General features: G+C 75.1%; 16 protein-coding genes and 1 pseudogene. 10 read left to right on the top strand and 7 right to left on the bottom strand.

What is annotated here, in order from left to right:
* Window positions 1-215 (bottom strand): annotated as a pseudogene (locus tag ACWDCZ_RS26720) (LCP family protein); the annotation flags it as partial.
* A 448-nt stretch (window positions 216-663) separates the two neighbouring features.
* Between ACWDCZ_RS26720 and ssuE the strand changes: the two are divergent.
* The 6 genes from ssuE to ACWDCZ_RS26690 all read left to right on the top strand — a co-directional run bounded on the left by ssuE (window position 664) and on the right by ACWDCZ_RS26690 (window position 9,048).
* Window positions 664-1,218: an NADPH-dependent FMN reductase gene (gene ssuE, locus ACWDCZ_RS26715; protein WP_049658692.1), complete on the top strand. Its 555-nt coding sequence runs from the start codon at window positions 664-666 to the stop codon at window positions 1,216-1,218.
* Between the two features lie 325 nt (window positions 1,219-1,543).
* Complete coding sequence (locus ACWDCZ_RS26710) at window positions 1,544-2,332, top strand: ABC transporter ATP-binding protein (protein WP_449817157.1); 789 nt, start codon at window positions 1,544-1,546, stop codon at window positions 2,330-2,332.
* Between the two features lie 16 nt (window positions 2,333-2,348).
* A complete protein-coding gene (locus ACWDCZ_RS26705) occupies window positions 2,349-4,919 on the top strand; it encodes an ABC transporter permease (RefSeq protein ID WP_449817158.1) in 2,571 nt (856 codons plus the stop codon).
* A gap of 193 nt (window positions 4,920-5,112) precedes the next feature.
* Window positions 5,113-7,104: a hypothetical protein gene (locus ACWDCZ_RS26700; RefSeq protein ID WP_380777150.1), complete on the top strand. Its 1,992-nt coding sequence runs from the start codon at window positions 5,113-5,115 to the stop codon at window positions 7,102-7,104.
* Between the two features lie 161 nt (window positions 7,105-7,265).
* Window positions 7,266-8,306, top strand: a complete 1,041-nt coding sequence (locus ACWDCZ_RS26695) for a glycosyltransferase family 2 protein (protein WP_049659498.1) — start codon at window positions 7,266-7,268, stop codon at window positions 8,304-8,306.
* 127 nt (window positions 8,307-8,433) lie between these two features.
* Window positions 8,434-9,048, top strand: coding sequence for an acyltransferase (locus tag ACWDCZ_RS26690; RefSeq protein WP_387974184.1), 615 nt, complete (start codon window positions 8,434-8,436; stop codon window positions 9,046-9,048).
* On the opposite strand, the gene ACWDCZ_RS26685 is transcribed toward ACWDCZ_RS26690, so the two are convergent.
* From ACWDCZ_RS26685 to ACWDCZ_RS26675, 3 genes are all read right to left on the bottom strand, one after another.
* On the bottom strand, window positions 9,049-10,665 hold the full coding sequence (locus ACWDCZ_RS26685) for an LCP family protein (protein WP_387974182.1): 1,617 nt from the start codon (window positions 10,663-10,665) through the stop codon (window positions 9,049-9,051).
* A gap of 224 nt (window positions 10,666-10,889) precedes the next feature.
* On the bottom strand, window positions 10,890-12,182 hold the full coding sequence (locus ACWDCZ_RS26680; RefSeq protein WP_387974179.1) for an LCP family protein: 1,293 nt from the start codon (window positions 12,180-12,182) through the stop codon (window positions 10,890-10,892).
* A 36-nt stretch (window positions 12,183-12,218) separates the two neighbouring features.
* On the bottom strand, window positions 12,219-13,010 hold the full coding sequence (locus tag ACWDCZ_RS26675; protein ID WP_380741186.1) for a TIGR03089 family protein: 792 nt from the start codon (window positions 13,008-13,010) through the stop codon (window positions 12,219-12,221).
* 104 nt (window positions 13,011-13,114) lie between these two features.
* Here ACWDCZ_RS26675 and ACWDCZ_RS26670 point away from each other — a divergent pair, with 104 nt between their 5' ends.
* Both ACWDCZ_RS26670 and ACWDCZ_RS26665 read left to right on the top strand, forming a co-directional pair.
* On the top strand, window positions 13,115-14,242 hold the full coding sequence (locus ACWDCZ_RS26670) for a peptidoglycan recognition protein family protein (protein WP_074003866.1): 1,128 nt from the start codon (window positions 13,115-13,117) through the stop codon (window positions 14,240-14,242).
* 85 nt (window positions 14,243-14,327) lie between these two features.
* Window positions 14,328-15,239, top strand: a complete 912-nt coding sequence (locus ACWDCZ_RS26665) for a DNA-3-methyladenine glycosylase family protein (RefSeq protein WP_049657265.1) — start codon at window positions 14,328-14,330, stop codon at window positions 15,237-15,239.
* A 16-nt stretch (window positions 15,240-15,255) separates the two neighbouring features.
* Here ACWDCZ_RS26665 and ACWDCZ_RS26660 read toward each other — a convergent pair whose 3' ends face one another.
* Genes ACWDCZ_RS26660 through ACWDCZ_RS26650 form a run of 3 tightly spaced genes read right to left on the bottom strand, consistent with a single transcriptional unit; the run spans window position 15,256 to window position 18,226 of the window.
* Window positions 15,256-16,548 carry a coenzyme F420-0:L-glutamate ligase gene (locus ACWDCZ_RS26660; protein ID WP_449817156.1) on the bottom strand — a complete coding sequence of 431 codons (1,293 nt, stop codon included), beginning with the start codon at window positions 16,546-16,548 and terminating at the stop codon, window positions 15,256-15,258.
* Complete coding sequence (gene cofD, locus ACWDCZ_RS26655; RefSeq protein WP_074003863.1) at window positions 16,545-17,504, bottom strand: 2-phospho-L-lactate transferase; 960 nt, start codon at window positions 17,502-17,504, stop codon at window positions 16,545-16,547. Before cofD ends, ACWDCZ_RS26660 begins: the two co-directional genes overlap by 4 nt.
* A gap of 41 nt (window positions 17,505-17,545) precedes the next feature.
* The gene (locus ACWDCZ_RS26650) at window positions 17,546-18,226 is read right to left on the bottom strand and encodes a cysteine dioxygenase (RefSeq protein ID WP_380777145.1); all 681 of its coding nucleotides are present in this window, start codon (window positions 18,224-18,226) and stop codon (window positions 17,546-17,548) included.
* A 623-nt stretch (window positions 18,227-18,849) separates the two neighbouring features.
* Here ACWDCZ_RS26650 and ACWDCZ_RS26645 point away from each other — a divergent pair.
* Both ACWDCZ_RS26645 and ACWDCZ_RS26640 read left to right on the top strand, forming a co-directional pair.
* On the top strand, window positions 18,850-19,122 hold the full coding sequence (locus ACWDCZ_RS26645; RefSeq protein WP_030062195.1) for a WhiB family transcriptional regulator: 273 nt from the start codon (window positions 18,850-18,852) through the stop codon (window positions 19,120-19,122).
* Window positions 19,123-19,347: 225 nt separating this feature from the next.
* A complete protein-coding gene (locus tag ACWDCZ_RS26640; RefSeq protein WP_449817155.1) occupies window positions 19,348-23,205 on the top strand; it encodes a glycosyltransferase in 3,858 nt (1,285 codons plus the stop codon).

The following is a 23,205-nucleotide window of genomic DNA, read 5'->3' as shown; positions in this document are numbered from 1 at the left end:
GGTGCGCCGGCCCCCTGCGGCGGGACGCCGCCCAGCCGGGACTGCCCCGGTTGCCCCGGCTGCCCCCCGGGCTGTCGCGGCTGCCGTGGCGCGGCCGCCCCCGGCCCGCGCGGGTTCAGCGAGGACGGCAGCGGCGGCTCGGCCGAGCCGCCTCCACCGCTGCCGCCGTACGGGTTCCCGCCGCCCCCCGGGCGGCCCTCCTGCCACGTGTTCATGCCGACGAGGATGCCCGACCCCGGTCGGGCTGACTCCCCCCGGGGGGCCCACCAGGCCTCTTGTAGCAGTTTTGATGCACGCCCCGAATCGTTCCGCCGAAACATCCGGACACCCGCCGTTCCAGCGGCTGAAACGTTTCTTGACCAGCTCGAACACAGCGTGTTTGCATTCCAGGCATGGATCAGCGTTGGGCACTCACGCGTCGGCGGCACGTCGACCTGCGGCGCGGTGTGGCCTGTTCGCTCTGTCGCGGCTGACACGCGCCCGTCGGGTCCCCGTACTCCCCGCAGGCCCCGCACGTCCGCCGACGTAGCGCCCCGGTGCCCCGCAACGCCCCCCCGCACCGTTCCCGCACCGCCCCCGGTACCGGCCCCCACCGCGGCGCCTTCCCCCGCCGCCGCACTCCGCCGCACCGCGCCGCCCCGCTTCCAGCCAGAGGTGAAACCCATGGCCGTCGTCCTGTCCGTTTCCGGCTCCCCGTCCGCCACCTCCCGCACCACCCGCCTGCTGCGCCACGTCGACGCGCGGCTGGCGGAGCGCGGCCACCACGTCGTCCCCTTCGAGGCCCGCAGCCTGCCCGCGCACGCGCTGCTGTCGGGCGACTTCGACCACCCCGAGATCGTCGCCGTCACCGAGCTGTTCGCCCGCGCCGACGGCGTGGTCGTCGGCACCCCCGTCTACAAGGCCGCCTACTCGGGCCTGCTGAAGGCCCTGCTGGACGTGCTCCCGCAGTACGCCCTGGCCGGCAAGGCCGTCCTGCCGCTCGCCACCGGCGGCTCGCCCGCGCACGTCCTCGCGGTGGACTACGCGCTGCGCCCGGTGCTCAGCTCGATGGGCGCCGGCCACATCACCCAGGGCTGGTTCGTGCTCGACCGCCACATCACCGCCCGGGAGGACGGGACGACCCTGGTGGAGCGCGAGACCGAAACGCTGCTGGCCCCGGTCGTGGACGGCTTCGCCACGGCCCTGGAGCGGCTGGCCGCACCCGCGCTGACGAGCTGACGGACCGTCGCCGCCGGCCCGTACGGGGCGTCCCCGAGACGGGCCGCGGCGACCCCTAGGGGGAGCCGCTCCGTGGCCCGTAGAACCTTGGTTGAGAGGCTTCATTCCGGCGGATGACGAGCGCTCCGCCGCCGACTCCTAACGTGGTTCACACATCCCCACCCGCCAGGAAGCGGCCCGGTTGCGCCGGGTCCGGTGGCCAGGTCCACCGGGAGGGTGGAGACAACTCCCGGTCGAGGACTACCGCCCGCGCCATGTCGCGCGGCGGGCGGGCCCGTGAGGCTGGGGGCCAACGGGTGAGCGCATCTTCCTTAGGAGTGTCCCAGTGACGACGGCAGCAGCAGCCGTGTACGACCCCCAGCTTCCCGGCGGGGCGCCCGCCGTCGCCGCGTCGGCCCGTCAGGTCACCAAGGCGTACGGCTTGGGTGAGACCAGGGTGACCGCGCTCGACGCGGTCGACGTCGACATCCAGCGCGGCCGGTTCACCGCGATCATGGGGCCGTCGGGCTCCGGCAAGTCCACCCTGATGCACTGCCTGGCGGGCCTCGATACGGTCACCTCCGGGCAGATCCGGATCGGCGACACCGAGATCACCGGCCTGAAGGACAAGCAGCTCACCAGGCTCCGGCGCGACAAGATCGGCTTCATCTTCCAGGCCTTCAACCTGCTCCCGACGCTGAACGCGCTGGAGAACATCACGCTCCCGATGGACATCGCCGGGCGCAGGCCCGACCAGGCCTGGCTGGACCAGGTGGTGGAGACGGTCGGCCTGTCCGGCCGGCTCAAGCACCGCCCCGCCCAGCTCTCCGGCGGCCAGCAGCAGCGCGTCGCGGTGGCCCGGGCACTGGCCGCCCGCCCCGAGATCATCTTCGGCGACGAGCCCACCGGGAACCTGGACTCCCGGTCCGGCGCCGAGGTGCTGACCTTCCTGCGCCGCTCGGTGGACGAGCTGGGCCAGACCATCGTGATGGTCACCCACGACCCGGTCGCCGCCGGCTACGCGGACCGCGTGCTCTTCCTCGCCGACGGCGTGATCGTGGACGAGATGTACGCGCCCACCGCCGACTCCGTTCTCGAACGCATGCGCCGTTTCGACGGCAAGCGCACCAGCTGAGCGGCGGGACGACACCATCATGCTGCTCAAGACCTCACTGCGGAGCTTCCTCGCCCACAAGGGCCGGATGGCGCTCTCGCTCATCGCCGTCGTGCTGTCGGTGGCCTTCGTCTCCGGCACCCTGGTGTTCTCCAACACCGCCACCGGCACCTTCGACAAGCTCTTCGCCGCGACCTCCTCCGACGTCTCGGTCCAGCCGCCCAAGCCGGCCGAGGACGAGGAGCAGCAGGCCGCCGTCAAGCCGCCGACCGTCCCGGTCGCGCTGGAGCGGCAGGTCGCCGCGCTGCCCGGGGTGAAGAGCGCCGTCGGCCAGGTCCTGGTCGAGAACGCCGTCATGATCAACCCGGCCACCAACAAGCTGGTCGGCCCGACCACCGGCGCGCCCACCCTGCTCGGCAACTGGACCGACACCCCGGGCAACCCGCTGAAGGTCACCTCCGGCCACACGCCGCGCGGCCCGACCGAGCTGCTGCTGGACGCGGACACCGTGAAGAAGGCCAAGCTCGCCCTCGGTGACACGCTCAGGGTCGAGAACCCCCTCGGCCGGCACGACTTCACCATCGTCGGCATCGGCACCTTCACCACCACCAACCCGGGCGCGGCGCTCGGCTTCCTGGACACCCCGACCGCCCAGCAGGCACTGCTCGGCGGGCCGGCCTTCAGCACCGTCGAGGCGTACGGCGACGGCAGCCGCGGCGACGACCGGCTCAAGGCCGACGCGCTGGCCCAGCTCGGCGGCGGGTACCAGGTGAAGACGGCGGCCGAGCAGAAGGCCGACCGCAGCGAGCAGGTCGGCAAGGGCCTCGGCTTCATGAAGTACGCGATGCTCGGCTTCGCCTTCGTCTCGGCGATCGTCGGCGCCTTCCTGATCGTCAACACCTTCTCGATGCTGGTCGCCCAGCGCACCCGGGAGATCGGCCTGCTGCGCGCCATCGGCGGCAGCCGGCGGCAGGTCAACCGCTCGGTGCTGGTCGAGGCGCTGATCCTGGGCGTGCTCGGCTCGACCCTCGGGGTCGCGGCCGGCCTGGGCGTGGCGGTCGGCCTGATCAAGCTGATGACGGCGATCGGCATGGACCTGGAGGCGGCCGACCTGCAGATCGGGCCGGACGTGTTCGTCGCCGGGTACGCGCTGGGCATCGTGGTCACCCTGGTCGCGGCCTGGTTCCCGGCCCGCCGGGCGAGCCGGATCTCGCCGATGGCCGCGCTGCGCGACCACGGCACCCCGGCGGAGGCCCGGGCCAACCTCGTCCGCACCGGCCTCGGCCTGCTGCTGACGGCGGGCGGCGGCGCGGTGCTGGTGCTCGGCGCGGGGGCGGAGAAGGCGGCCACCGGCGGCCGGTACCTGGGCCTCGGCGTGGTGCTCACCCTGATCGGCTTCGTGGTGCTCGGCCCGCTGCTGGCCTCGGCCGTCGTCCGGGTGCTCGGCGCGCTGCTGCCGGCGCTGTTCGGCCCGTCCGGCAGGCTCGCCCAGCGCAACGCGATGCGCAACCCGCGCCGCACCGGCGCCACCGCCGCCGCGCTGATGATCGGCCTGGCGCTGGTGATCGCCTCCGCGGTGTTCAGCTCCTCGGCCGTCACCTCGACCAGCGCGCAGATCGACAAGTCGGTGGGCGCGGACTACATCGTCTCCGGCGGCCGTACCGCGATCACCCCCGAGATGATGGACGCGGTCCGGAAGACCCCGGGCATCGACCACGTCACCACCCAGCGGTTCTTCGCCGCCAAGGTCCAGCTGCCGGACGGGCAGAAGGCCAAGACCCCGCTGACCGCCGTGCCGCCGTCCTTCTTCGGCACCGACTTCCGGCCGACCGTCGACTCCGGTGCGGTGGACTCGCTCCAGCGCGGCTCGCTGGGCATCGGCGCCGCCTTCGCCAAGGACCACGGCCTGAAGGTCGGCGACCAGGTCACCGTCGACTACGGCCAGGGCCGCACCCAGACGGTGCCGGTCGGCGCGGTCTTCGGCAAGGGCGAGCTGTTCGGCGACGGCTCCTTCGTGGCCATGGAGACCATGGAGAAGGTCGTCCCGGCCGCCGAGCAGCCGCCGGTGTGGACCTTCTTCGCCAAGGCCTCCCAGGGCGCCGACGTCGACCGGACGCTGACCGCGCTGGAGGACGGGCTGAAGGAGTACCCGCAGCTCACCATCAAGGACCGGGCCGGCTACAAGGAGCTCGCCCAGTCCCAGATCAACACCCTGCTCTACCTGATCTACGGGCTGGTCGCCCTCTCGATCACGGTCGCGGTGCTCGGCGTGGTCAACACCCTGGCGCTGTCGGTGGTCGAGCGGACCCGCGAGATCGGCCTGCTGCGGGCGATCGGGCTCTCCCGCCGCCAGCTGCGCCGGATGATCCGGCTGGAGTCCGTGGTGATCGCGGTGTTCGGCGCCGTCCTCGGCACCGGACTGGGCCTCGGCTGGGGCGTCACCGCCCAGCGGGTGCTGCGGGACCAAGGCCTCGGGACGCTCTCCGTCCCGACCGTCACGGTGGCGGTCACGCTGGTCGCCTCGGTGCTGATCGGCCTGTTCGCCGCACTCGTCCCGGCCTTCCGGGCCGGACGCATGAACGTCCTCGCGGCCATCGCGACGGACTGACCCGGCGCCGGGGGGCGCCGGGCCCGGACCACGGGGGAACGGGGGAACGGGGGGACCCACGGGGGACCGGGGGCACGGGGGACAGGGGCCGGGTGCGCACAGCGCCCGGCCCCTGCGCCGTGCCCCGCCCCGCAGGTCCGGGCCGGTCCGGCGGGCGTACCGTCCGTTTCCCGGGTGCTGGGATGATCGTCCGATGCTCCCCTCGGACGCCCCGCCCCTGCCCAGCGCAGCGCCCCTCACCAGCGCGGCCGCCGCCCGCTGGCGCGCCGCCCGGACCGCCTGGCGGCTGGACGGCCGCTGGCTCGCGCTGGTGCCGCTCGCGTTCGTGGTCCTGGCCGGCGCGGTGGAGCCGGACGTGGGCCGGTGCAACGTCCAGAACGTCTGCCGGGACACCTGGGGCTCGGGGCTGGCCGGCTGGTCGGTGCTGGCCGAGATCGTCCTGCTGGCCACCAGGGCCCGGGTCCGGGTGCTCGTCCCGCCGGTCGTCCTGGCGCTGCTCTGGTACCTCCCGGAGGGCCTGGTCACCCCGGTCGCCCGCTGGTCGGCGGTGCTGCTGCACGTGCTGCTCACCGCCGTCCTGCTCGGCGCCGAGTCCGGCCGCCGCCGCGCCCGCCAGCAGCTGGACGAGCTGATGGCCCCGCCCGTCCCCTATCCCTGGAGCGCCGCCGGCGGGCCCTCGCCCGTCCACCGGGACGGCCCGCCCGTGCTGCGCCGCGCCCTCGGCGTCCTGCTGCTGGTGGTCGCCGCGGCCTTCCCGGTGTACGGCCTCTGGGCGCAGGCCCGGGCGGACGGCGCCGCCGAGCGGGCCACCCGGGTGACCGGCACCGCGGACGGGAGCGACCGGGACGGCGCGCTGACCGTCCGCTTCCAGCCGCCCGGCGGCGGCCCCGAGCGCACCGCCGCCCTGGACGTCTGGTGGCAGCGCCGGCCGCAGCCCGGCGAGCCCGTCCCGCTGCTGGTGGACGGCGACTCGGTGCGCGCCCTGGGCGACGACTACGACGTCTCCGGCCAGCTGGCCGCCGGCGGCCTGATCGCCCTGCCCGGCCTGGTGCTGCTCGGCTCGGCCGCCGTCGCGAGCGCCCGCCGGGGCAGGCCCGCCTTCGCCGGAGCCGGCCCCGCGCTCGCCGTCCGGGTGCGCGCCGACGCCCGCGGCGACCTGCTGGTGCTGCCGCTGGACGGCCCGCCGGACGGCCCCGGGCTCTGGCGGCTGGTCGAGCGCGACCGCTACCGCTGGGCCCGGAACGCCGCCCCGGACGGCGCGGCCCCGGCCTGGGTGCCCGAACACCTGGAGACCGAGGACGAGGACGCCGACTACCCCGACCCGGTGCTCGACCACGACGAGGACGAGGAGGAGCACTGGGAGCTGTTCGACCGGGCGACCCCGGCCGAGGCCGCCGAGTGGCTGGCCCGGGCCGGCCGCAGCGTGCCCGCCGTGCTGTACGGCGGCCCGGACGGGCCCGACCACCAGCTCCTGGTCCGCCCCGGCCTGCTGGACGGCGACCCGCACTGGGTGGCGGCCGTGGTCGCCCCCGCCGCCCGGCCCCCGCGCGTCGGCCGGCGCTCCGGGCGCTACCGCGAGCGCGACCTGGCCGTCGCCGCGCTGACCGCCGAGACCGTCGCCGCCGCCCCGGCGGCCGGTCCGGACGCCGAGCCGCTGGCCGCCCGCCGCTGGGAGATGCCGCTGCCGCTGCGCGCGGCCGCCGGACCGGTGGCGGCCCTGGTGGTCGCCGCCGCCGTGGTGCTGCTCGACGACGACGGCTGGTGGGAGGGGCTGCTGCGCCCGCTGTGGATCGGCTCGCTGGCGATCCTGGCCTGCGCCCAGACGCTGTCCTGGCAGCTGGTCGCCGACCGCAACGGCCTGCGGGTGGCCACCGCGCTGCGTACCCGCTGCTACCGGTGGGCGGAGATCTCGGCGGCGGCGGCGCACCGGAACCTGCTCACCATCCGGCTGCACGGCGGGCGGGAGTTCTCCTTCTTCAGCCGCCCGGCGGTCTGGCTGGCCGCCCTCTTCGGCGGCCGGTACGACCCGGGCGCGGTGGCCCGGACCGTCGCCACCGCCGCCCACCGCCCCGACCTGCGCCCGGCACAGGCCCTGCCGGACCGGCTGGGCGGCCCCCAGCACCTGGTGAACCGGCTCGCGCTGACCGGCTACGCGGTGTTCACCGTCGCCCACTACGCACTCTGAACCCACCCCGGACCGCCACCGGATCCACACCGCTTCCGGCCTGCGCGTAAGGGGGAGTACGGTGTTCTTGATCACAGCACCGGCGCGGCACCGCGAGGCGTCCCCGGCAGCCCGGACCGGGACAAGACGAGGACACGTCCGCACCGGTACGGTTGGCCCCGATGAACACCAAGGCTGCTGAGGAGCTGCCGGCTGTTTCCGTGATCATGCCGGTGCTCAACGAGGAACGTCACCTGCGCACGGCGGTCCGGCGCATCCTGGACCAGGAGTACCCCGGGCCGATGGAGGTGGTGATCGCCCTCGGCCCCTCCACCGACCGCACCGCGGAGATCGCGGCCGAGCTGGTGGCCGAGGACCCGCGGGTGCGGACGGTGGCGAACCCCACCGGCCGGACGCCGGCCGGGCTGAACGCCGCGATCCGGGGCTCCCGGCATCCGATAGTCGTGCGCGTGGACGGCCACGGCCTGCTCACTCCCGGCTACATCACCACGGCGGTCCGGCTGCTCGGCGAGATGGACGCGGCCAACGTCGGCGGCATCATGCACGCCGAGGGCGAGACCGAGTGGGAGAACGCGGTCGCCGCCGCGATGACCTCCAAGATCGGCGTCGGGAACGCGGCCTTCCACACCGGCGGCCTGGCCGGCCCGGCGGACACCGTCTACCTCGGGGTGTTCCGGCGCGAGGTGCTGGAGAAGCTCGGCGGCTACAACGAGGAGTTCATCCGCGCCCAGGACTGGGAGCTGAACTACCGGATCCGCCAGGACGGCGGCCTGGTCTGGTTCACCCCGCAGCTCAAGGTGACGTACCGGCCCCGCCCCTCGGTGCGGGCGCTGGCCAAGCAGTACAAGGACTACGGCCGCTGGCGCCGGGTGGTCACCCGCTACCACCGGGGCTCGGTCAACCTGCGCTACCTCGCCCCGCCGGCCGCGCTGGCGGCGGTCCTGCTCGGGCTGGGGCTCGGCGCCGCCGTCCACCCGGCCTTCCTCGCGGTGCCCGGCGCGTACCTGCTGGGCATCCTCGGCGGTGCGGCGGTCGAGGGGCGCGGCCTGTCGTTCAAGGCCAAGGCGCTGCTGCCGGTGGCCTTCGCGACCATGCACCTCAGCTGGGGCTTCGGCTTCCTGACCTCACCGCGCTCGCTGGCCCGGAGAGTGATCGCCAGCGTCGGCCCGGCCGCCAAGGACGTGCTCTCGAAGACCGGCTGATCCGCGGATCCGCCGATTCGTTTCGGCAGCCGCCCCGGCGCCTTCTCGACGCCTCCTCGGCGGCACCGCCCGGAACCCGTCCGGGACCCGTCCGGCACCCTTCCCGGCACCGCTATCGTCGGTGCGCATGGCGACAGTTGAGGGCGGGTCGGGCGCGGCCCGGATCGAGCCGAGCGCGGACGTCGACGGACGGGCCGCGATCGGCGCCGGGACGACGGTCTGGCACCTCGCCCAGGTCCGCGAGGACGCGGTGGTCGGCGCGGACTGCGTGATCGGCCGCGGCGCGTACGTCGGCCCCGGCGTCCGGATCGGGGACCGGGTCAAGGTGCAGAACCACGCGCTGGTGTACGAGCCGGCGGTGGTCGAGGACGGGGTGTTCATCGGCCCGGCCGCCGTCCTCACCAACGACCGGTACCCGCGCGCGGTCACCCCCGACGGGCGCCCCAAGGGCCAACTCGACTGGTGTGCCGAAGGAGTGACGCTCCGTCACGGCTGCTCGATCGGCGGCCGGGCGGTGCTGGTCGCCGGGGTGACGGTCGGCCGCTGGGCCCTGGTCGCGGCCGGCGCCGTGGTGCACCGGGACGTCCCGGACTTCGCCCTGGTCGCCGGTGTCCCGGCCCGCCGGATCGGCTGGGTGGGCCGGGCCGGCGAGCCGCTGCGGCCCGCCGGGGACGGCGGCTGGCAGTGCCCCCGGACCGCCGAGCGCTACCGCGAGCGGGACGGAACCCTCGTACCGCTGTAGCTACTTGGCGCAGACGTCGGTGTCGTCCGCCTGCACCCGCTGGAGGTCCTCGGGCGCCTCGGTGGGCACCGCCGGGGTGGCGGGGGCGGTCAGCACGTCCTTGCCGAGCACCAGCAGCAGCCCGTTCTTCGGGTCGGACTTCTCGGCCGGCCGGACGGCGTCGCCGGGCAGGCCGAGGGCGGCGGCCAGGGCGCCGGCCTCGGCCTCCATGCCGCTCGGGTAGGACACCGTGGTGGTGTCGGCGGGCGGTGCGTCGCTGCCCACCGCGGCCCGGTCGAAGCCCTTCGCCCGGAGCTTCTCCACGGTCGGCCCGGACTGTCCGCGCTTGCCGCTGCCGTTGCGGACCGTCAGCTGGGCGGTCTTGAGGTGGATCGCCGGGAGGGTGGCGGCCGGCGTGGCGGGGGCCGGGGCCGCCGGGGCCACCGAGGCGTCGGCGGCCGGTGCCTCGGGGGCGGGCGGGGCGGCGGTCTCGGTCAGCGAGCGGTCGGCCGCGACCATCGCGAACAGCTGCCCGGCGTCCGGCTGCTTGAGGATCACCCGGTTCTCGTCCTTGGGGTCGTCCAGGACGGGCGCGGTGGTGAAGGTGATGTTCTTGGTGTCGACCCTGCTGATGTCCAGCGCGAGGTCCTTGAGCTTGTCCACGCTGCCGATGCCGGAGTCCACGGTGAGCGCCTTGGTGGCGGCGTCCGCGAGCTTGTAGAGCTTGGTCGGGCTGGTCAGGGTGTCGTCGCTCTTGATCTTGCGGATCATCGAGCTGATGAACTGCTGCTGGAGCGGGATCCGGGTGAGGTCGCCGCCCTGGCCGACCGCGTGCCGGGTGCGGACGAAGGCCAGCGCCTCCTCGCCCTGGACCACGTGCCGGCCCTTGGTCATCTTGAGGTGGGAGCCGGAGTCGTTGATGTCCTTGGCCGCGCAGACCTCGACCCCGCCGACGGCGGTGGACAGGCTCTTCACCGCCTCGAAGTTGACCTGCACGAAGTGGTCGACCCGGATCCCGGTGTTCTTCTCGACGGTCTTCCAGGTGCAGCCCGCGTCGCGCCCGGCCTGGCCGAGGCTGTTGTTGAACTCCTCCCGCGCCGAGCCGGGGATCTTCTTGCCCTGGGTGCTCTGGCACTCCGGGATCGGCAGCATCAGGTCGCGCGGGAGGCTGATCACCGTCGCGTTGGTGCGGTCCTTGGCGATGTGGAACAGCAGGGTGGTGTCGGCGTGCCCGGTGCTGCCCTCGTCGCCGTACTCCCGGCCGAGGCCCTCCCGGCTGTCCGTGCCGATCACCAGGACGTTCAGCGCGTCCCCGGCGGCCGGCGGGCGCTCGGACTCGTCGCCCAGCTGGACCTTGACCGAGGTCAGGTTGTCGTTGAAGTGCCGGTACAGGTAGTACGCCCCGCCGCAGCCCGCGACCATCACCAGGGCGCCCGCCCCGGCCGTCCACTTGAGGGCCCGTCGGCGCCGGCTGCGCCTGGCGAGCGCGGCGGCCCGCCGACGGGTGTCCCGGCGGCCCTCCGGGGCCGGTGCGGCGGGCTCCTCGGCGGTCGGTGCGGCGGCCCCGCGGCGCTGCCGGGGGACGCCGGGGGCCGGGTCCACCCGGTACCGTCCGGTTTCCGGTTGCTCCTCGTGCACGGGGGTTCCCTACCTTCGACCGGTCACGGCTGTGGACCGCCCGTACGGACGGGCCGATCCGGACACAGTAGACGAGCCGAACGCGGGAGTCGTTCCCGGTGTGATCTCCGCCATGTTCCGGCAATGCGGAGGTAAATACCGTACGTGGCCGACCAATTGCGGAAGCGTCCGGATCGGTCGGCGCGGCCGGCCCGGGGCGGCCGGGGTCGGCAGGGGCGTCCGGCTCAGTGCTGGGCGCAGGCGTCCACGTCGGCGGTGCGTCCCTCGAAGGTGGGCGCGGCGCCCGCCGAGGGTGACGCGTTCGCCAGCGCCGCCACCTCGGCCGTCGGCTGGCTCCCGGAGCCCGGCCCCGCCGCCGGCGAGCGGCCCGCCCCCGGGACCGGCCCCGGGGACGGCGCGGACCCGGGCGGCCGGACGGCGACCGGCCGGTCGTCCCGCAGCGCCGCGAACAGCTGGCCGGTCTGCGGCTGCACGAACTCGTCCCGGTCCGAGTCGTAGCGGTACGGGCGGCGCGGCGCGGTCAGGAAGACCACGTCCGCCGAGGGGATGCCGCGCAGGTCCTGGGTGAGGTCGTACAGCGCGCCGAGCGAGGACAGCGCGCCGTCCGCCCGGACCGAGGAGGTCGCGGCGTCCAGCACCGGCCACAGCTTCGCCGGGTTCAGCAGCACGCCCTGCGACTGCACCTTGCGGATCAGCGCGGCCAGGAACTGCTGCTGACGGCCCATGCGCTGGGTGTCGCTGCCGTCGCCCAGGCTCTCCCGGGCCCGGACGTAGCCGAGGGCCTGCTCGCCGTGCAGGGTCCGCCGGCCGGCGGCCAGGTCGAGCTTGGCGTCCTTGTCGTGGATCGGCTGCGGCACGCACACCTCGACCCCGCCGATCGCGTCCACCATCGTCTTGAAGCCGCTGAAGTCGAGGATCACGTAGTGGTCGATCCGGATGCCGCTCAACTGCTCGACGGCCCGGATCGAGCAGGCCGGACCGCCCGTCTCGAAGGCCCAGTTGAACTGCATCAGCGCGGGCCTGCTGCGGGTGCCGTCCGGCTTCTCGCAGGCGGGGACGGTGACCATGACGTCCCGCGGCACGGAGACCGCCGTCGCGTGCCTGCGGTCGGCGGCCAGGTGCAGCAGGATCGTGGTGTCCGAGCGCTGGCTGCCCGGCTCGCCGCCGTACGAGCCGTTCGCGCCGGAGCGGTCGTCACTGCCGATCAGCAGGAGGTTCTCGGCGCCCCGCGCCCCGGCGGTGCGGCTCGGCCGCTCGGCCTCCAGTTTGGCGAGCAGCCGGTCGGTGGCCGAGTCCGCGCGGATGTTGCCGTCCAGCGTGCGGTAGGCGATCCAGAGCAGCACCCCGGTGGCGACCAGCAGGAACGCGACGGCGCCGGCGGTGATCATCAGCCACCGCCGGCGCCTGCGCGGGCGTCCGCTCCCGCCCGGAGGGGTGTCCGTCGGCGGGCCGTCCTGGGCCGCGCCGTTCGTCGGGGGAGTGGCGGTCGGGGGGTGCTCGGTGTCGTCCTCGGCCATGGCAGCGATCCCTACCCGCCGGGCCCGGGCCGGGGGTTAGCCGAGGCGCAGTGTCACCCGTTCGGATTCGGTCCGCTTCTCCCACTGCCCGGCGTCCAGCGTCTGCGAGTTGCGGCAGAGCACCACCGAGGCGCCGGCCGCCAGCGGCGCCAGCAGACCGGCCTCCAGACCGGTCCAGTCGTCGTACGAGAGGGTGGACAGCACGCGGTCGCCGGGCTTCAGGCCGAGCCGTGCCGCCCCCTCCCGGGCCAGCGCCACGGTCTGCTCGCCCGTCAGCTTCAGCGGCAGCCCGTCCACCGCGGTCTCCAGCGCCGGCCCCTCCGGGGCGACGGGGGAGTACGGGGCGAAGCGGTCGCCCTGGCCGGGCACCTCGGCGGCGTAGTCGAGGAAGCCGTCCGGGCGCTGCGGGAAGCGGCCGCCGAGCGGACGCAGGGCGAGCGCGACCCGCTCGCCCTCGCAGGCCTGGGCGGCCTCCAGTCCGTCCGGGCCGCTGACCACCAGGTCGGCGGCGGCCGGGTCGCCGCCCGGCACCGCCGTCACCCCGACCGACCAGCAGGCCAGCAGCCAGACGGCGCTCTGCCAGTGGGCGGGCAGCAGCAGCGCCGCCCGGTCGCCGGGGCCGGCGTTCAGCTCGTCCTGGAGGAGGTTGGCCGTCTTGGCCACCCAGTTGTCGAAGGTCCGGGCGGACAGCTCCACCCGTTCGCCGGTGGCGTCGTCGTAGAAGGTGACCAGAGGGGCCGCGGGATCGACCGAAGGCGTGCCGCCGCGCAGGAATGCGTGCAGCAGCTCGACGGGGGTGCGGGCGTCGGCAGCGAAGGGCGCAGTCATGGTGCGCCCCAGCCTACGGCCTTCGGGTGGGAGGTCGGGAGGGGCGGCCGAACGGGCGCGGAGCGGCGTGGCGGGCGGTCCGGTTTGCGGCGACGATCCGGTTTATGCGCCTCTCACTTCCGGCCGCCCTGCTCGCCGGCTGCACCGCCGCCCTCCTGCTCCAGCCCGCCGCCGGTGCGACCCCCTCGTCCGCCCCGCGCCGCCACGACTTCGCCGGCGGCGGCTCCACCACCACGCTCCCGCTGCCCGCCGGGACCGGCCTCGCCCCGCGCGGCACCGCACCGTTCGAACTCCTCGGCCTCGGCTGGGACGGCCCGGCGGACGCCCTCGCCGGCGCGGTGCTCCGGGTCCGCACCCGGGACGCGGCCACCGGCCGCTGGAGCGGCTGGCACCGGCTGGAGGCCGACGCCGAGGACGGCCCCGACCACACGGCGCACGGCGCCACCGCCCCGCTCTGGACCGGCCGCAGCGACGGCGTCGCCGTCGAGTTCCGGCCCGGGCCCGCCGGAGCGCCGCCCGGACTGCGGCTCGACCTGGTCGACCCGGGACACGGCGCCGCCCCGGCCGCCGTACGGACCCTGCCCGCGGAACCGCCGACCGCGCCGCCCGCCGGGCCGGCCAAGGGGCAGGCCCCGCGCCCGAGGATCGTCACCCGGGCCGGCTGGGGCGCCGACGAGTCGCTGCGCGACCCGGAATTCGAGTACACCGGCCCGGTCCGCGAGGTCTTCGTCCACCACACCGCCACCACCACCGACTACGCCTGCGCCGACGCGCCCCGGGTGGTCCGGGCGATCTACCAGTACCACGTGAAGACCAACGGCTGGCGGGACATCGGCTACAACTTCCTGGTCGACCGCTGCGGCACCGTCTACGAGGGCCGGGCCGGCGGCGTCGACCAGCCCGTCCACGGCGCCCACACCCTCGGCTTCAACACCGACTCCGCCGGCGTCGCCGCCCTCGGCACCTACACCGGCGACCAGCCGTCCCGCCCCCTCCTCGACGGCCTCGCCGCCCTCGCCGCCTGGAAGCTCGGCCTCGCCGCCCGCCCCGCCGACGGCCGCGCCCGCCTCACCTCCTCCTCGGACGCCAGCCGCTACCCCAAGGGCAGCACCGTCGACTTCGACGCCGTCTCCGGCCACCGCGACGCCTTCGACACCGAGTGCCCCGGCAACGCCCTCTACGCCCGCCTCCCCGCCCTGCGCGCCGCGGCGGCCCGCCTGCAGACCCGCTGACCCCGGGGCCCTCCGCCGTCCCGCCGGCGCTGTCCGACCCCCCGCGTATCGTTCATGTCCGGAGGCGACCCGGGAGGCGACGGCGGTGGAAGCGGTACGGCGCTGGCGCCCGGGCTTCCCGCTGGACGTCGCCCGCACCCTGCTCCCGCTGCGCCGCGGCCCCGCCGACCCGGCGTACCGCAGCACCGGCGACGGCGCCGTCTGGCGCGCCTCCCGCACCCCGGGCGGCATCGGCACCCTGCGGGTGCTGCCGCGTCCGGCCGCCGGCGAGGTCGAGGCGAGCGCCTGGGGCCCCGGCGCGGAGTGGCTCCTCGACCGCCTCCCCGCCCTGCTCGGCGCCGAGGACGCCCCGGAGGCGCTGGTCCTGCCGCCCGGCCCGCTGCGGGACGCCCAGCGCCGTACCGCCGGGGTCCGGCTGACCAGGACGGGCCTGGTGCTGGAGTCGCTGGTCCCGGCGATCCTGGAGCAGAAGGTCACCACCGACGAGGCGTACCGCGCCTGGCGCCTCCTGCTGCGGGACTTCGGCACCCCGGCGCCGGGCCCGGCCGAGGGCATGCGGGTGGCGCCGTCGGCCCGCGAGTGGGCACTGGTGCCGAGCTGGGAGTGGCACCGGGCGGGCGTGGACCCGAAGCGCTCGGGCACGGTCGTGCGCGCCGTCCGCCTGGCGCCGCGGCTGGAGGAGGCCTCGGCGATGGGCCACGAGGAGGCCTTCGCCCGCCTCACCGCCGTCCCCGGCATCGGGCCCTGGACGGCCGCCGAGACGCTGCAGCGCAGCAACGGCGACCCGGACGCGGTCTCGGTCGGGGACTTCCACCTGCCCAACCTGGTCGGCTGGGCGCTGGCCGGCCGCCCCCGCAGCGACGACGCCCAGATGCTCGCGCTCCTGGAGCCCTACCGCCCCCAGCGCCACCGGGTCTGCCGCCTCCTGCTGGCCACGGCCGCCCACGCCCCCCGCTACGGCCCCCGGCTGACCCCCAACGACCACCGCCACCGCTGACCCCGGCGGGCTGCCGCTACCGGACGGTGATGAAGGCCTCGGCGTCGCGTTCCGGACGGACCTTCGGCTCCTCCGCCGGGCGGCCGACGGCGACGGCACCCATCGGGTCCCACCCCTGGGGGAGGCCCAGCGCCTCCCGCACGGTGTCGCGGCAGAACATGGTGGACGAGACCCAGGCGGAGCCGTACCCCTCGCCGGTGAGCGCGACCAGCAGGTTCTGCACGGCGGCGCCGGCGGCGACGGTGAACATCTCCCGTTCGGCGGCGGCCCGGCGCGGGTCCGGGTAGTCGTGCGAGCCGTCCGTCACCAGGCAGGGCACCACCAGGTACGGGGCGTCGCGCAGGACGTCGCCGCGGGCGGTGCGCCGGGCGATCTTCGCCTCGTCCCAGCCGTCGAGTTCGCGCAGGTCGCGCTGCCAGGCGGCGAGCATCGCGTCGAGCAGCCGGACCCGGGTGTCCGCCGACTCCAGCAGCACGAACCGCCAGGGCGTGGTGTGGTGCGGGGCGGGCGCGGTGACGGCGGCGGCGACGGCGCGGCGGACGGCGGCCGGGTCGACCGGCTCGGTGGTGAAGGAGCGGACGGTGCGCCGCAGGGTGACGGCCTGCCGCAGCGCCTCGGAGGTGCCGAGCCGGAACATGTCGTCGACGGCGGGCCGGACCAGCGGCCGGGCGCCCTCGCCGTCCTCGGCGGTGACGAGGTGTCCGAGTCCGCGCACGACGGCGACCGGGACGCCACTGGCCTTGCCCTTCACCAGGTCGGCGGCGGCGGCGAGTTCGTCGGCCGTCGCGGTGACGGTCATCTCCAGCCGGTTGCCGTGGCTGTCGGTGCGGCCGCGGTGGTCCTCCAGGACGGAGAGGCCCGCGGCGCCGATCGCCACGTCGGTCAGCCCGTTGCGCCAGGGCCGGCCGAAGGTGTCGGTGACGACGACGGCGAGCCGGCGGCCGGTCAGCCGCTGGAGCCGGGCCCGCAGCGCGCGGGCGGAGGCGTCCGGGTCCTCGGGCAGCAGCAGCACGGTGCCGGGGGCGGTGTTGGAGGCGTCGACCCCGGCGGCGGCCATGACGAGGCCGTTGCGGTTCTCCACGATCCGGACCGGCCCGCGCCGGGCGACCACCCGGACGGTCTCGGCGTCGATCGCGGCCTCGCGGTCGGCGGCGTGCAGCAGCCGGCCCTCGGCCTTGCTGACGATCTTCGAGGTGACCAGCAGGATGTCGCCGTCCTGGTACGTCCCCGCCTTGGCGATGAGCTCGCCGAGGTCCGCCCCGGCCGTGACCTCGGGCAGCCCGTCGACACCGAGGACCTCCAGCGTCACTTGCGCACCTGCTCGGCCAGCGCGAGCGCCGCCCGCGCCATCTCGGCGGTGGCCTCGACGTCGGTCATCAGCAGCGGGACGGCCCGGCAGGCGATCCCGGCGGCCTCGACGGCGGCCACCGAGGCCTCGTCCACGGTGTCCACCAGCCACCCGTCGACGAGCGCCGGCCCGTAGTCGAGCGCGACCGCCTCCGCCGTGGCCTCGACGCCGACGGCGGCGAGCACCTTGTCGGCCATGCCGCGCACCGGCGCCCCGCCGATGATCGGGGAGAGCCCGACCACCGGCGCGGGCGCGGCGGCGACCGCCTCCCGGATGCCGGGGACGGCGAGGATGGTGCCGATCGAGACCACCGGGTTGGACGGCGGGAAGAGGATGACGTCCGCCTCGGCGATCGCCTCCAGCACTCCGGGCGCGGGCTTGGCGGTGTCCGCGCCGACCGGGACGATCGCCTCGGCGTCCACCTCGGCGTGCAGCCGGACCCAGTACTCCTGGAAGTGGACCGCCCGGGTGCCCTGCTCGTCGGTGATCCGCACGTGGGTCTCGACCCGGTCGTCGCTCATCGGCAGCAGCCGCACGCCCGGCTTCCAGCGCACGCACAGCGCCTCGGTGACCTGGCTGAGGCTGTACCCGGCGGTGAGCATCTGGCTGCGCACGAGGTGGGTGGCGAAGTCGCGGTCGCCGAGCCCGAACCACTCGGGGCCGACGCCGTACTCCTTCATCTCGGCCTTGATGGACCAGGTCTCGTCGGTCCGGCCCCAGCCCTGTTCCTCGTGGATGCCGCCGCCGAGGGTGTACATCACGGTGTCGAGGTCGGGGCAGACCTTGAGGCCGTAGAGGTGGATGTCGTCGCCGGTGTTGCCGATGACGGTGATCTCGTCCTGCGGTCCGACCGCCGCGAGGAGTCCGCGCAGGAAGCGCGCCCCGCCGATTCCGCCTGCCAGTGCCACGATGCGCATGGGGTTCATCCTGCCACGGTCCGACTTTCCGTCAGCCGTGATCAGTGCGACCCGGCCTGCGCCTGCCGCCCGCTGTGCTGCTCCTGGTGCTGCTCGGGGACGGCGGTGGCGCCGTACTGGTTCATCTCGGTCAGGCCGGGGGCGTAGAGGTGGATGGAGACGGCGGGTTCGAGCGCGCCGTTGACGACCTCGTGCAGGTAGCCGGAGGAGAACACCCGCTGCCCGCCGGGCCGCAGGGTGCGGGCGATCGCGCCGCTGGGGTCGCCTCCGGCCGAGGGCTGGGGGAGGGTGAGGGAGCGCTCGATCAGCTCGCCCCGGACGACGCTCATCACGCCGGAGGACTCGCCGTGGTCGTGGAAGCCGCTGGACTGCCCGGGCAGCCAGCTGAGCAGCCAGACCTCGTAGCCGGGGCCGGTCTCCAGCCGGGCGTACCAGCGGGTCAGCGCGTCGTAGCGGACCAGCGGCTCCCAGCGGGAGCGGTCGGCGGCGATCTCGCGCACCAGCCGGGCGTACTCGGCGACGGTGGTGGGGTGGGCGGGCAGGTCGGTGCGCGCCAGGTGCGGGAAGGCGAGCGGGTCGCCGGCGATGGAGACGTCGCTGAGGCCGTCGGCCCACTGGCGGGTCCGGGCGTCGGCGGGGGTGCCGGTGCGGACGGTGGCGGGGCCACGGCGGGAGAGCTTGTTGCGGTCGCGGTTCCGCTTGCGGATGCGGATCATGCGCACGGGAGTCGTCCTCGGAAGGGTCGGCCGGTTCGTCGGGATCGGCCGGATCCGGGATGTCCTGGGACGGGAATCGCGGGCGGCCTCTGTGCTTCCTGGGGGCGGCGCGCGGTGGGACGCGGGCGCCTAGATACAGCAGGAACAGAGGCGACAACAAGAGTTCACGGCACGGCGGAGCGTGGAACCGCTCCGGGGGCTGGCGAACTCTGACATAGGAGCAAGGACACCGCATCCGCAGGGGCGGTGTCAAACCGAAGGATGCGGCATTCGAGTGGGTTAGGTCCGGATCTTTCCCTGATGGGGTGATTCATCACTCTCTATGTTTCGATGGGAAGATCGCCGGGAAGGCAGGCCGATGACCGGCCTGTGACGGTGACCGAGCGTCACCCGGTGAATGGTTGCGGATGGTTCGGCACCGTTCAGGACCTTGAGGTGGAAGGTCCGATGTGTCCGGATATGTACACTATTCGTAACGGCTTGGTGCCAGGGAGTGAATCCCAGCCCCAATACCAGAGCTCGGCTTGACTGGGCCAGAGTGACGCAACTGTAATTTCACTCGTGTCGTCAGCCGCACGAGGCAACGGCAACCACGGGGACGCCAAGTAGGGGCAGAGGAGGCGCGCCACATGAGCGAGCTCTTTGAGCTGTTGATCGGGGACGGCATCGCGGAGGACGAGGAGGAACTCGGCTGGCAGGAGCGCGCGTTGTGCGCCCAGACCGACCCCGAGTCCTTCTTCCCCGAGAAGGGCGGCTCGACCCGCGAGGCCAAGAAGGTCTGCCTCGCCTGCGAGGTCCGTTCCGAGTGCCTGGAGTACGCCCTCGCCAATGACGAGCGTTTCGGCATCTGGGGCGGCCTCTCCGAGCGCGAGCGCCGTCGGCTCAAGAAGAGCGCGGTCTGACCGGGCGGCCCCCGCCCCCCGCTGACCCTTCGACAGCGACGGACAACCGCACAGCTGTACGGGCGCCTCACCGCGGTGGTGGGGCGCTTTCGTGTTCCCGGGGCCCCTTCACCGTCCCCGCACGCACACCCCGGACGAAGCGGCCACCCGGAGCCGTTAGTGTGGTGCGCCATCCGGTTGCCGTTCACCGGCTGTGTCCACCGAGAACTGGGGCCCGCGCACGCGATGACCGTCTACAGCCACCAGAGCGGCTCCACCGCTTCCCGGCCGCCCGCCTATCCGCGCCACCTGGTCACCGCCGTGATCGTCTCGCACGACGGCGCCCGCTGGCTCCCGCGGGCCATGGCCGGCCTGCTCGGTCAGGACCGCCAGGTCCAGCGCGTCCTCGCGGTCGACACCGGATCCACCGACAACTCTCCGCAACTGCTCGCGGACACCCTCGCCGACTGGCTGCCCGAGAGCGGACCGCTGGTCCTCGGCCGCCGGGCCGGCTTCGGCACCGCCGTCCACGAGGCCGTGGCGGGCAGTGCGCCCCTGCGCCCGGAGGACCTCCCGTACCGGCTCGACCCCTCCGGCTACGACCCGGTCACCGGCGGCTGGGACGACTTCGGCGACCCGCTCGCCCAGGAGGACGACCTCGGCCGCGGCGGCCCGCGCGAGACCCGGCCGGTCGAGTGGCTCTGGCTGCTGCACGACGACTGCGAGCCGCAGACCGACGCCCTGCGCCGACTGCTCCAGGTCGCCGACTCCACCCCCAGCGCCGCCGTGGTCGGCCCCAAGCTGCGCAGCTGGTACGACCGCCGCCAGCTCCTCGAGGTCGGCGTCACCATCGCCCGCTCCGGCCGCCGCTGGACCGGCCTCGACCGCCGCGAGCAGGACCAGGGCCAGCACGACCAGGTCCGCCCGGTGCTCGCCGTCTCCAGCGCCGGCATGCTGGTGCGCCGGGACGTCTTCGAGGAGCTCGGCGGCTTCGACCGGGCCCTCCCGCTGATGCGGGACGACACCGACTTCTGCTGGCGGGTCAACGCCGCCGGCCACCGCGTGGTGGTCGCCCCCGACGCCGTGCTGCGGCACGCCGAGGCGGCCGCCCGCGAGCGCCGGGCGATCGACTGCGGCCCCGCCCACCCGCACCGGATGGACAAGGCCGGCGCCGTCTACACCCTGCTCACCAACTGCAAGGGCGCGCTCTTCCCCTACGTCCTGCTGCGGCTGGTGCTCGGCACCCTGCTGCGGGCCGTCACCAACCTGCTCGGCAAGGACCCGCGCCAGGCCTTCGACGAACTCGCCGGCCTCGGCCACGAACTCGTCCGCTTCCCACGGCTGTTGGCCGGGCGCAAACGCCGCGCCAAGTCCCGGTCGGCGGACGCCCTGGACGACCGCACGCTCTTCCCGGCCCCCGGCGCCACCACCCGGCTGGCGGTCGAGGGCGTCGTCGGCTCGCTCGGGATAGGGGGCGGCGACGACACCGGCCGGCACGGCTCGGCCGAGGCCGGCGGCGACGAGGACGCCGAGGACCTGGTCGTCGAGCAGTTCGCCCTGCTCAAGAAGCTCGCCCGGCGCCCGGCGCCGGTGCTGTTCGCGGCCCTGCTGGTGTTCGCCCTGATCGCCTGCCGCGGCCTGCTCGGCAGCGGCGAGCTGTTCGGCGGCGCCCTGCTGCCGGCGGCCGACGGGGCCGGCGGCCTCTGGTCGATGTACGCGGACGCCTGGCACCCGGTCGGCACCGGGTCCACCGCCGCCGCACCGCCGTACCTCGGCGTGCTCGCGGTGCTCTCCTGGATCCTGTTCGACCACGCCGACCTCGCGCTCACCCTGCTCGTGGTGCTCTCCGTCCCGCTCTCCGCGGTCAGCGCCTACCTGGTGTCCCGGCCGCTGCTGGACTCCAAGCTGGTCCGCGCCTGGGCCAGCGCCACCTACGCGCTGCTGCCCGCCGCGACCGGCGCGCTCGCCCAGGGCCGGATCGGCACCGCCGTGCTCGCCGTGCTGCTGCCGCCGCTGGCCCGCGCCGCCGCCATCGCGGCCGGCCTCGGCATCCGCGCCGAGAGCGCCGCCAAGGGCGCCCGCCCGGGCTGGCGCCCGGTCTGGATGACCGTCCTGCTGCTCACCCTGGCCACCGCCTTCGTCCCGATAACGTGGGCGCTCGCGGTGCCGCTCTGCCTGGCGATGCTGGTCGTCGGGGTGCTGCGCGGCAGCGCCTTCGGCTCCGGCGGCGCGGCCCTGCGGCCGCTCGGCCTGCGCGTCCTGGTGATCCTGGCGGTGCCGGTCGCGGTGCTGGCCCCGTGGTCGCTCAAGGTGCTGTCGCACCCGCAGTGGCTGCTGCTGGAGGCCGGGCTGCCCGGTCTGCACGGCACCGGCGCGAGCGCGGCCGGCCTGCTGCTGGTCAACCCGGGCGGCGCCGGGGTGCCGCCGGTCTGGCTCTCGGCGGGTGTCGTACTGGCCGCCCTGGCCGCGCTGCTGCGCGCCGACCGCCGCCGTGCGGTGCTCGTCGCCTGGGGCGCGGCCGGCGCCGGCCTGGTCTTCTCGGTCGTGGTGGCGGGCACCTCCGTCACCCCGGCCTCCGGCGGTCCGGCGGTGCCCGCCTGGACCGGCCCGGCGACCCTGATCGCCGGGCTCGCCCTGCTCGCCGCCGCCGCGATCGGCGCCGACGGCGCCAACGCCCGCGTCGCCGGGATCGCCTTCGGCTGGCGCCAGCCGGTGGCCGCCCTGGTGGTGGCCTCGGCCGTGCTGGCCCCGCTGGGCACCGGCCTGTGGTGGGCGCTGACCGGCGCCGGCGGCCCGCTGCACCGCGGCCAGGCCGACCAGGTCCCCGCGTTCATCGCCGAGGAGGCCGGCACCACCGACCGGGCCCGCACCCTGGTCGTCACCGGGGAGAAGGGCGGCGGCGCGGTCCGCTACACCGTGCTGCGCGGCGCCGGTCTGACGCTCGGCCAGGCCGAGTCCACCGTCGACCCGGCGACCGGCACCCAGGACGGCCTGAACAAGATGGTCGGCAGCCTGCTGGCCGGCTCCGGCGCCGACCAGGCGAGCGCCCTGGCCGGCTACGGCATCGCCTACGTGCTGGTCCAGCAGCCGGTGATCGACGCCTTCAAGGACGTCCTGGACACCACCCCCGGCCTGGTCAAGGCCAACCAGGACGGTGCCGCCGCGCTCTGGCAGGTCAACGGCACCCCCGCGGTCCGCGCGGTGATCACCGCCCCGGGGGCCACCCCGGTGGTCGTCCCGTCCGGGGCCCGCGACCTGTCCGCCACCGTCCCGGCCGGCCCGGACGGCCGGGTGCTGCGGCTCGCCGAGTCCGCCGCCCCGGAGTGGAAGGCCACCGTCAACGGCACCGCGCTGGAGCCCACCACGGTCGACGGCTGGGCGCAGGGCTTCAAGCTCCCGGCCGCCGGTGGCAAGCTGGCCGTCACCCGCGAGGGCGGCGCCGCCCACACCGGCTGGATCTGGGCCCAGGTGCTGATCGGCCTCACCATCCTGGTGCTGGCCCTGCCCGGCCGCCGCAGCCACAAGGACGACGACCTGCCGGAGGAGGCCGTCGCCACCGCCGCGCTGGCCGCCGCCGCCCAGGCACAGGCCCCCGCCCCCGGCAGCCGCCGGGCCCGCCGGATGGCCGAGCGCGGCGAGGGCGCGGAGGGCGCCGAGGGCGGTGCCGAGGAGTCCGGGGTGTACGACCGGCCGGGCGCGATCCCGGCCCAGCCGAGCTCCGAGCCGGTGACCGGCGCCGTCCAGGCGGCCGCCGCCATCCAGGACGCCGAGCAGTACACGGACCCGTACCAGGCGTACCAGCAGGCCGACCCGTACAGCTACGACCAGTACGCGGCCCAGCAGCCGGTCGCCGCGCCGTACGGCGGCCAGGGCTACGACACCCAGGGGTACGACGCCCACGGGTACGGCCGGCAGCAGGGCTACGAGCAGCCGTACCAGCCCGAGCAGCAGCCGTACTACGAGGTCCACGGCTACGACGGCGGGCAGCAGCCCGAGCAGCAGCAGCCCTGGCTGCCCGGCCAGTCGCAGGGCGAGGCCCCGTACGACCCGAACGACCCCAACGGCCCCGGCCGGTACCCGCACCAGCACGGATCGGGGAGCTGA

It is taken from the genome of Kitasatospora sp. NPDC001225 (assembly GCF_053597855.1).
The sequence above is the reverse complement of the archived record's forward strand: the minus strand, read 5'-3'. Positions and strand labels throughout refer to the sequence as shown.

Bases quoted from the DNA above. Each gene is read 5' to 3' on its own strand.
- ssuE (WP_049658692.1), top strand. From the start codon at position 664: ATGGCCGTCGTCCTGTCCGTTTCCGGCTCCCCGTCCGCCACCTCCCGC.
- ACWDCZ_RS26700 (WP_380777150.1), top strand. From the start codon at position 5,113: ATGCTCCCCTCGGACGCCCCGCCCCTGCCCAGCGCAGCGCCCCTCACC.
- ACWDCZ_RS26695 (WP_049659498.1), top strand. From the start codon at position 7,266: ATGAACACCAAGGCTGCTGAGGAGCTGCCGGCTGTTTCCGTGATCATG.
- ACWDCZ_RS26690 (WP_387974184.1), top strand. From the start codon at position 8,434: ATGGCGACAGTTGAGGGCGGGTCGGGCGCGGCCCGGATCGAGCCGAGC.
- ACWDCZ_RS26680 (WP_387974179.1), bottom strand. From the start codon at position 12,182: ATGGCCGAGGACGACACCGAGCACCCCCCGACCGCCACTCCCCCGACG.
- ACWDCZ_RS26675 (WP_380741186.1), bottom strand. From the start codon at position 13,010: ATGACTGCGCCCTTCGCTGCCGACGCCCGCACCCCCGTCGAGCTGCTG.
- ACWDCZ_RS26670 (WP_074003866.1), top strand. From the start codon at position 13,115: ATGCGCCTCTCACTTCCGGCCGCCCTGCTCGCCGGCTGCACCGCCGCC.
- cofD (WP_074003863.1), bottom strand. From the start codon at position 17,504: ATGCGCATCGTGGCACTGGCAGGCGGAATCGGCGGGGCGCGCTTCCTG.
- ACWDCZ_RS26645 (WP_030062195.1), top strand. From the start codon at position 18,850: ATGAGCGAGCTCTTTGAGCTGTTGATCGGGGACGGCATCGCGGAGGAC.
- ACWDCZ_RS26640 (WP_449817155.1), top strand. From the start codon at position 19,348: ATGACCGTCTACAGCCACCAGAGCGGCTCCACCGCTTCCCGGCCGCCC.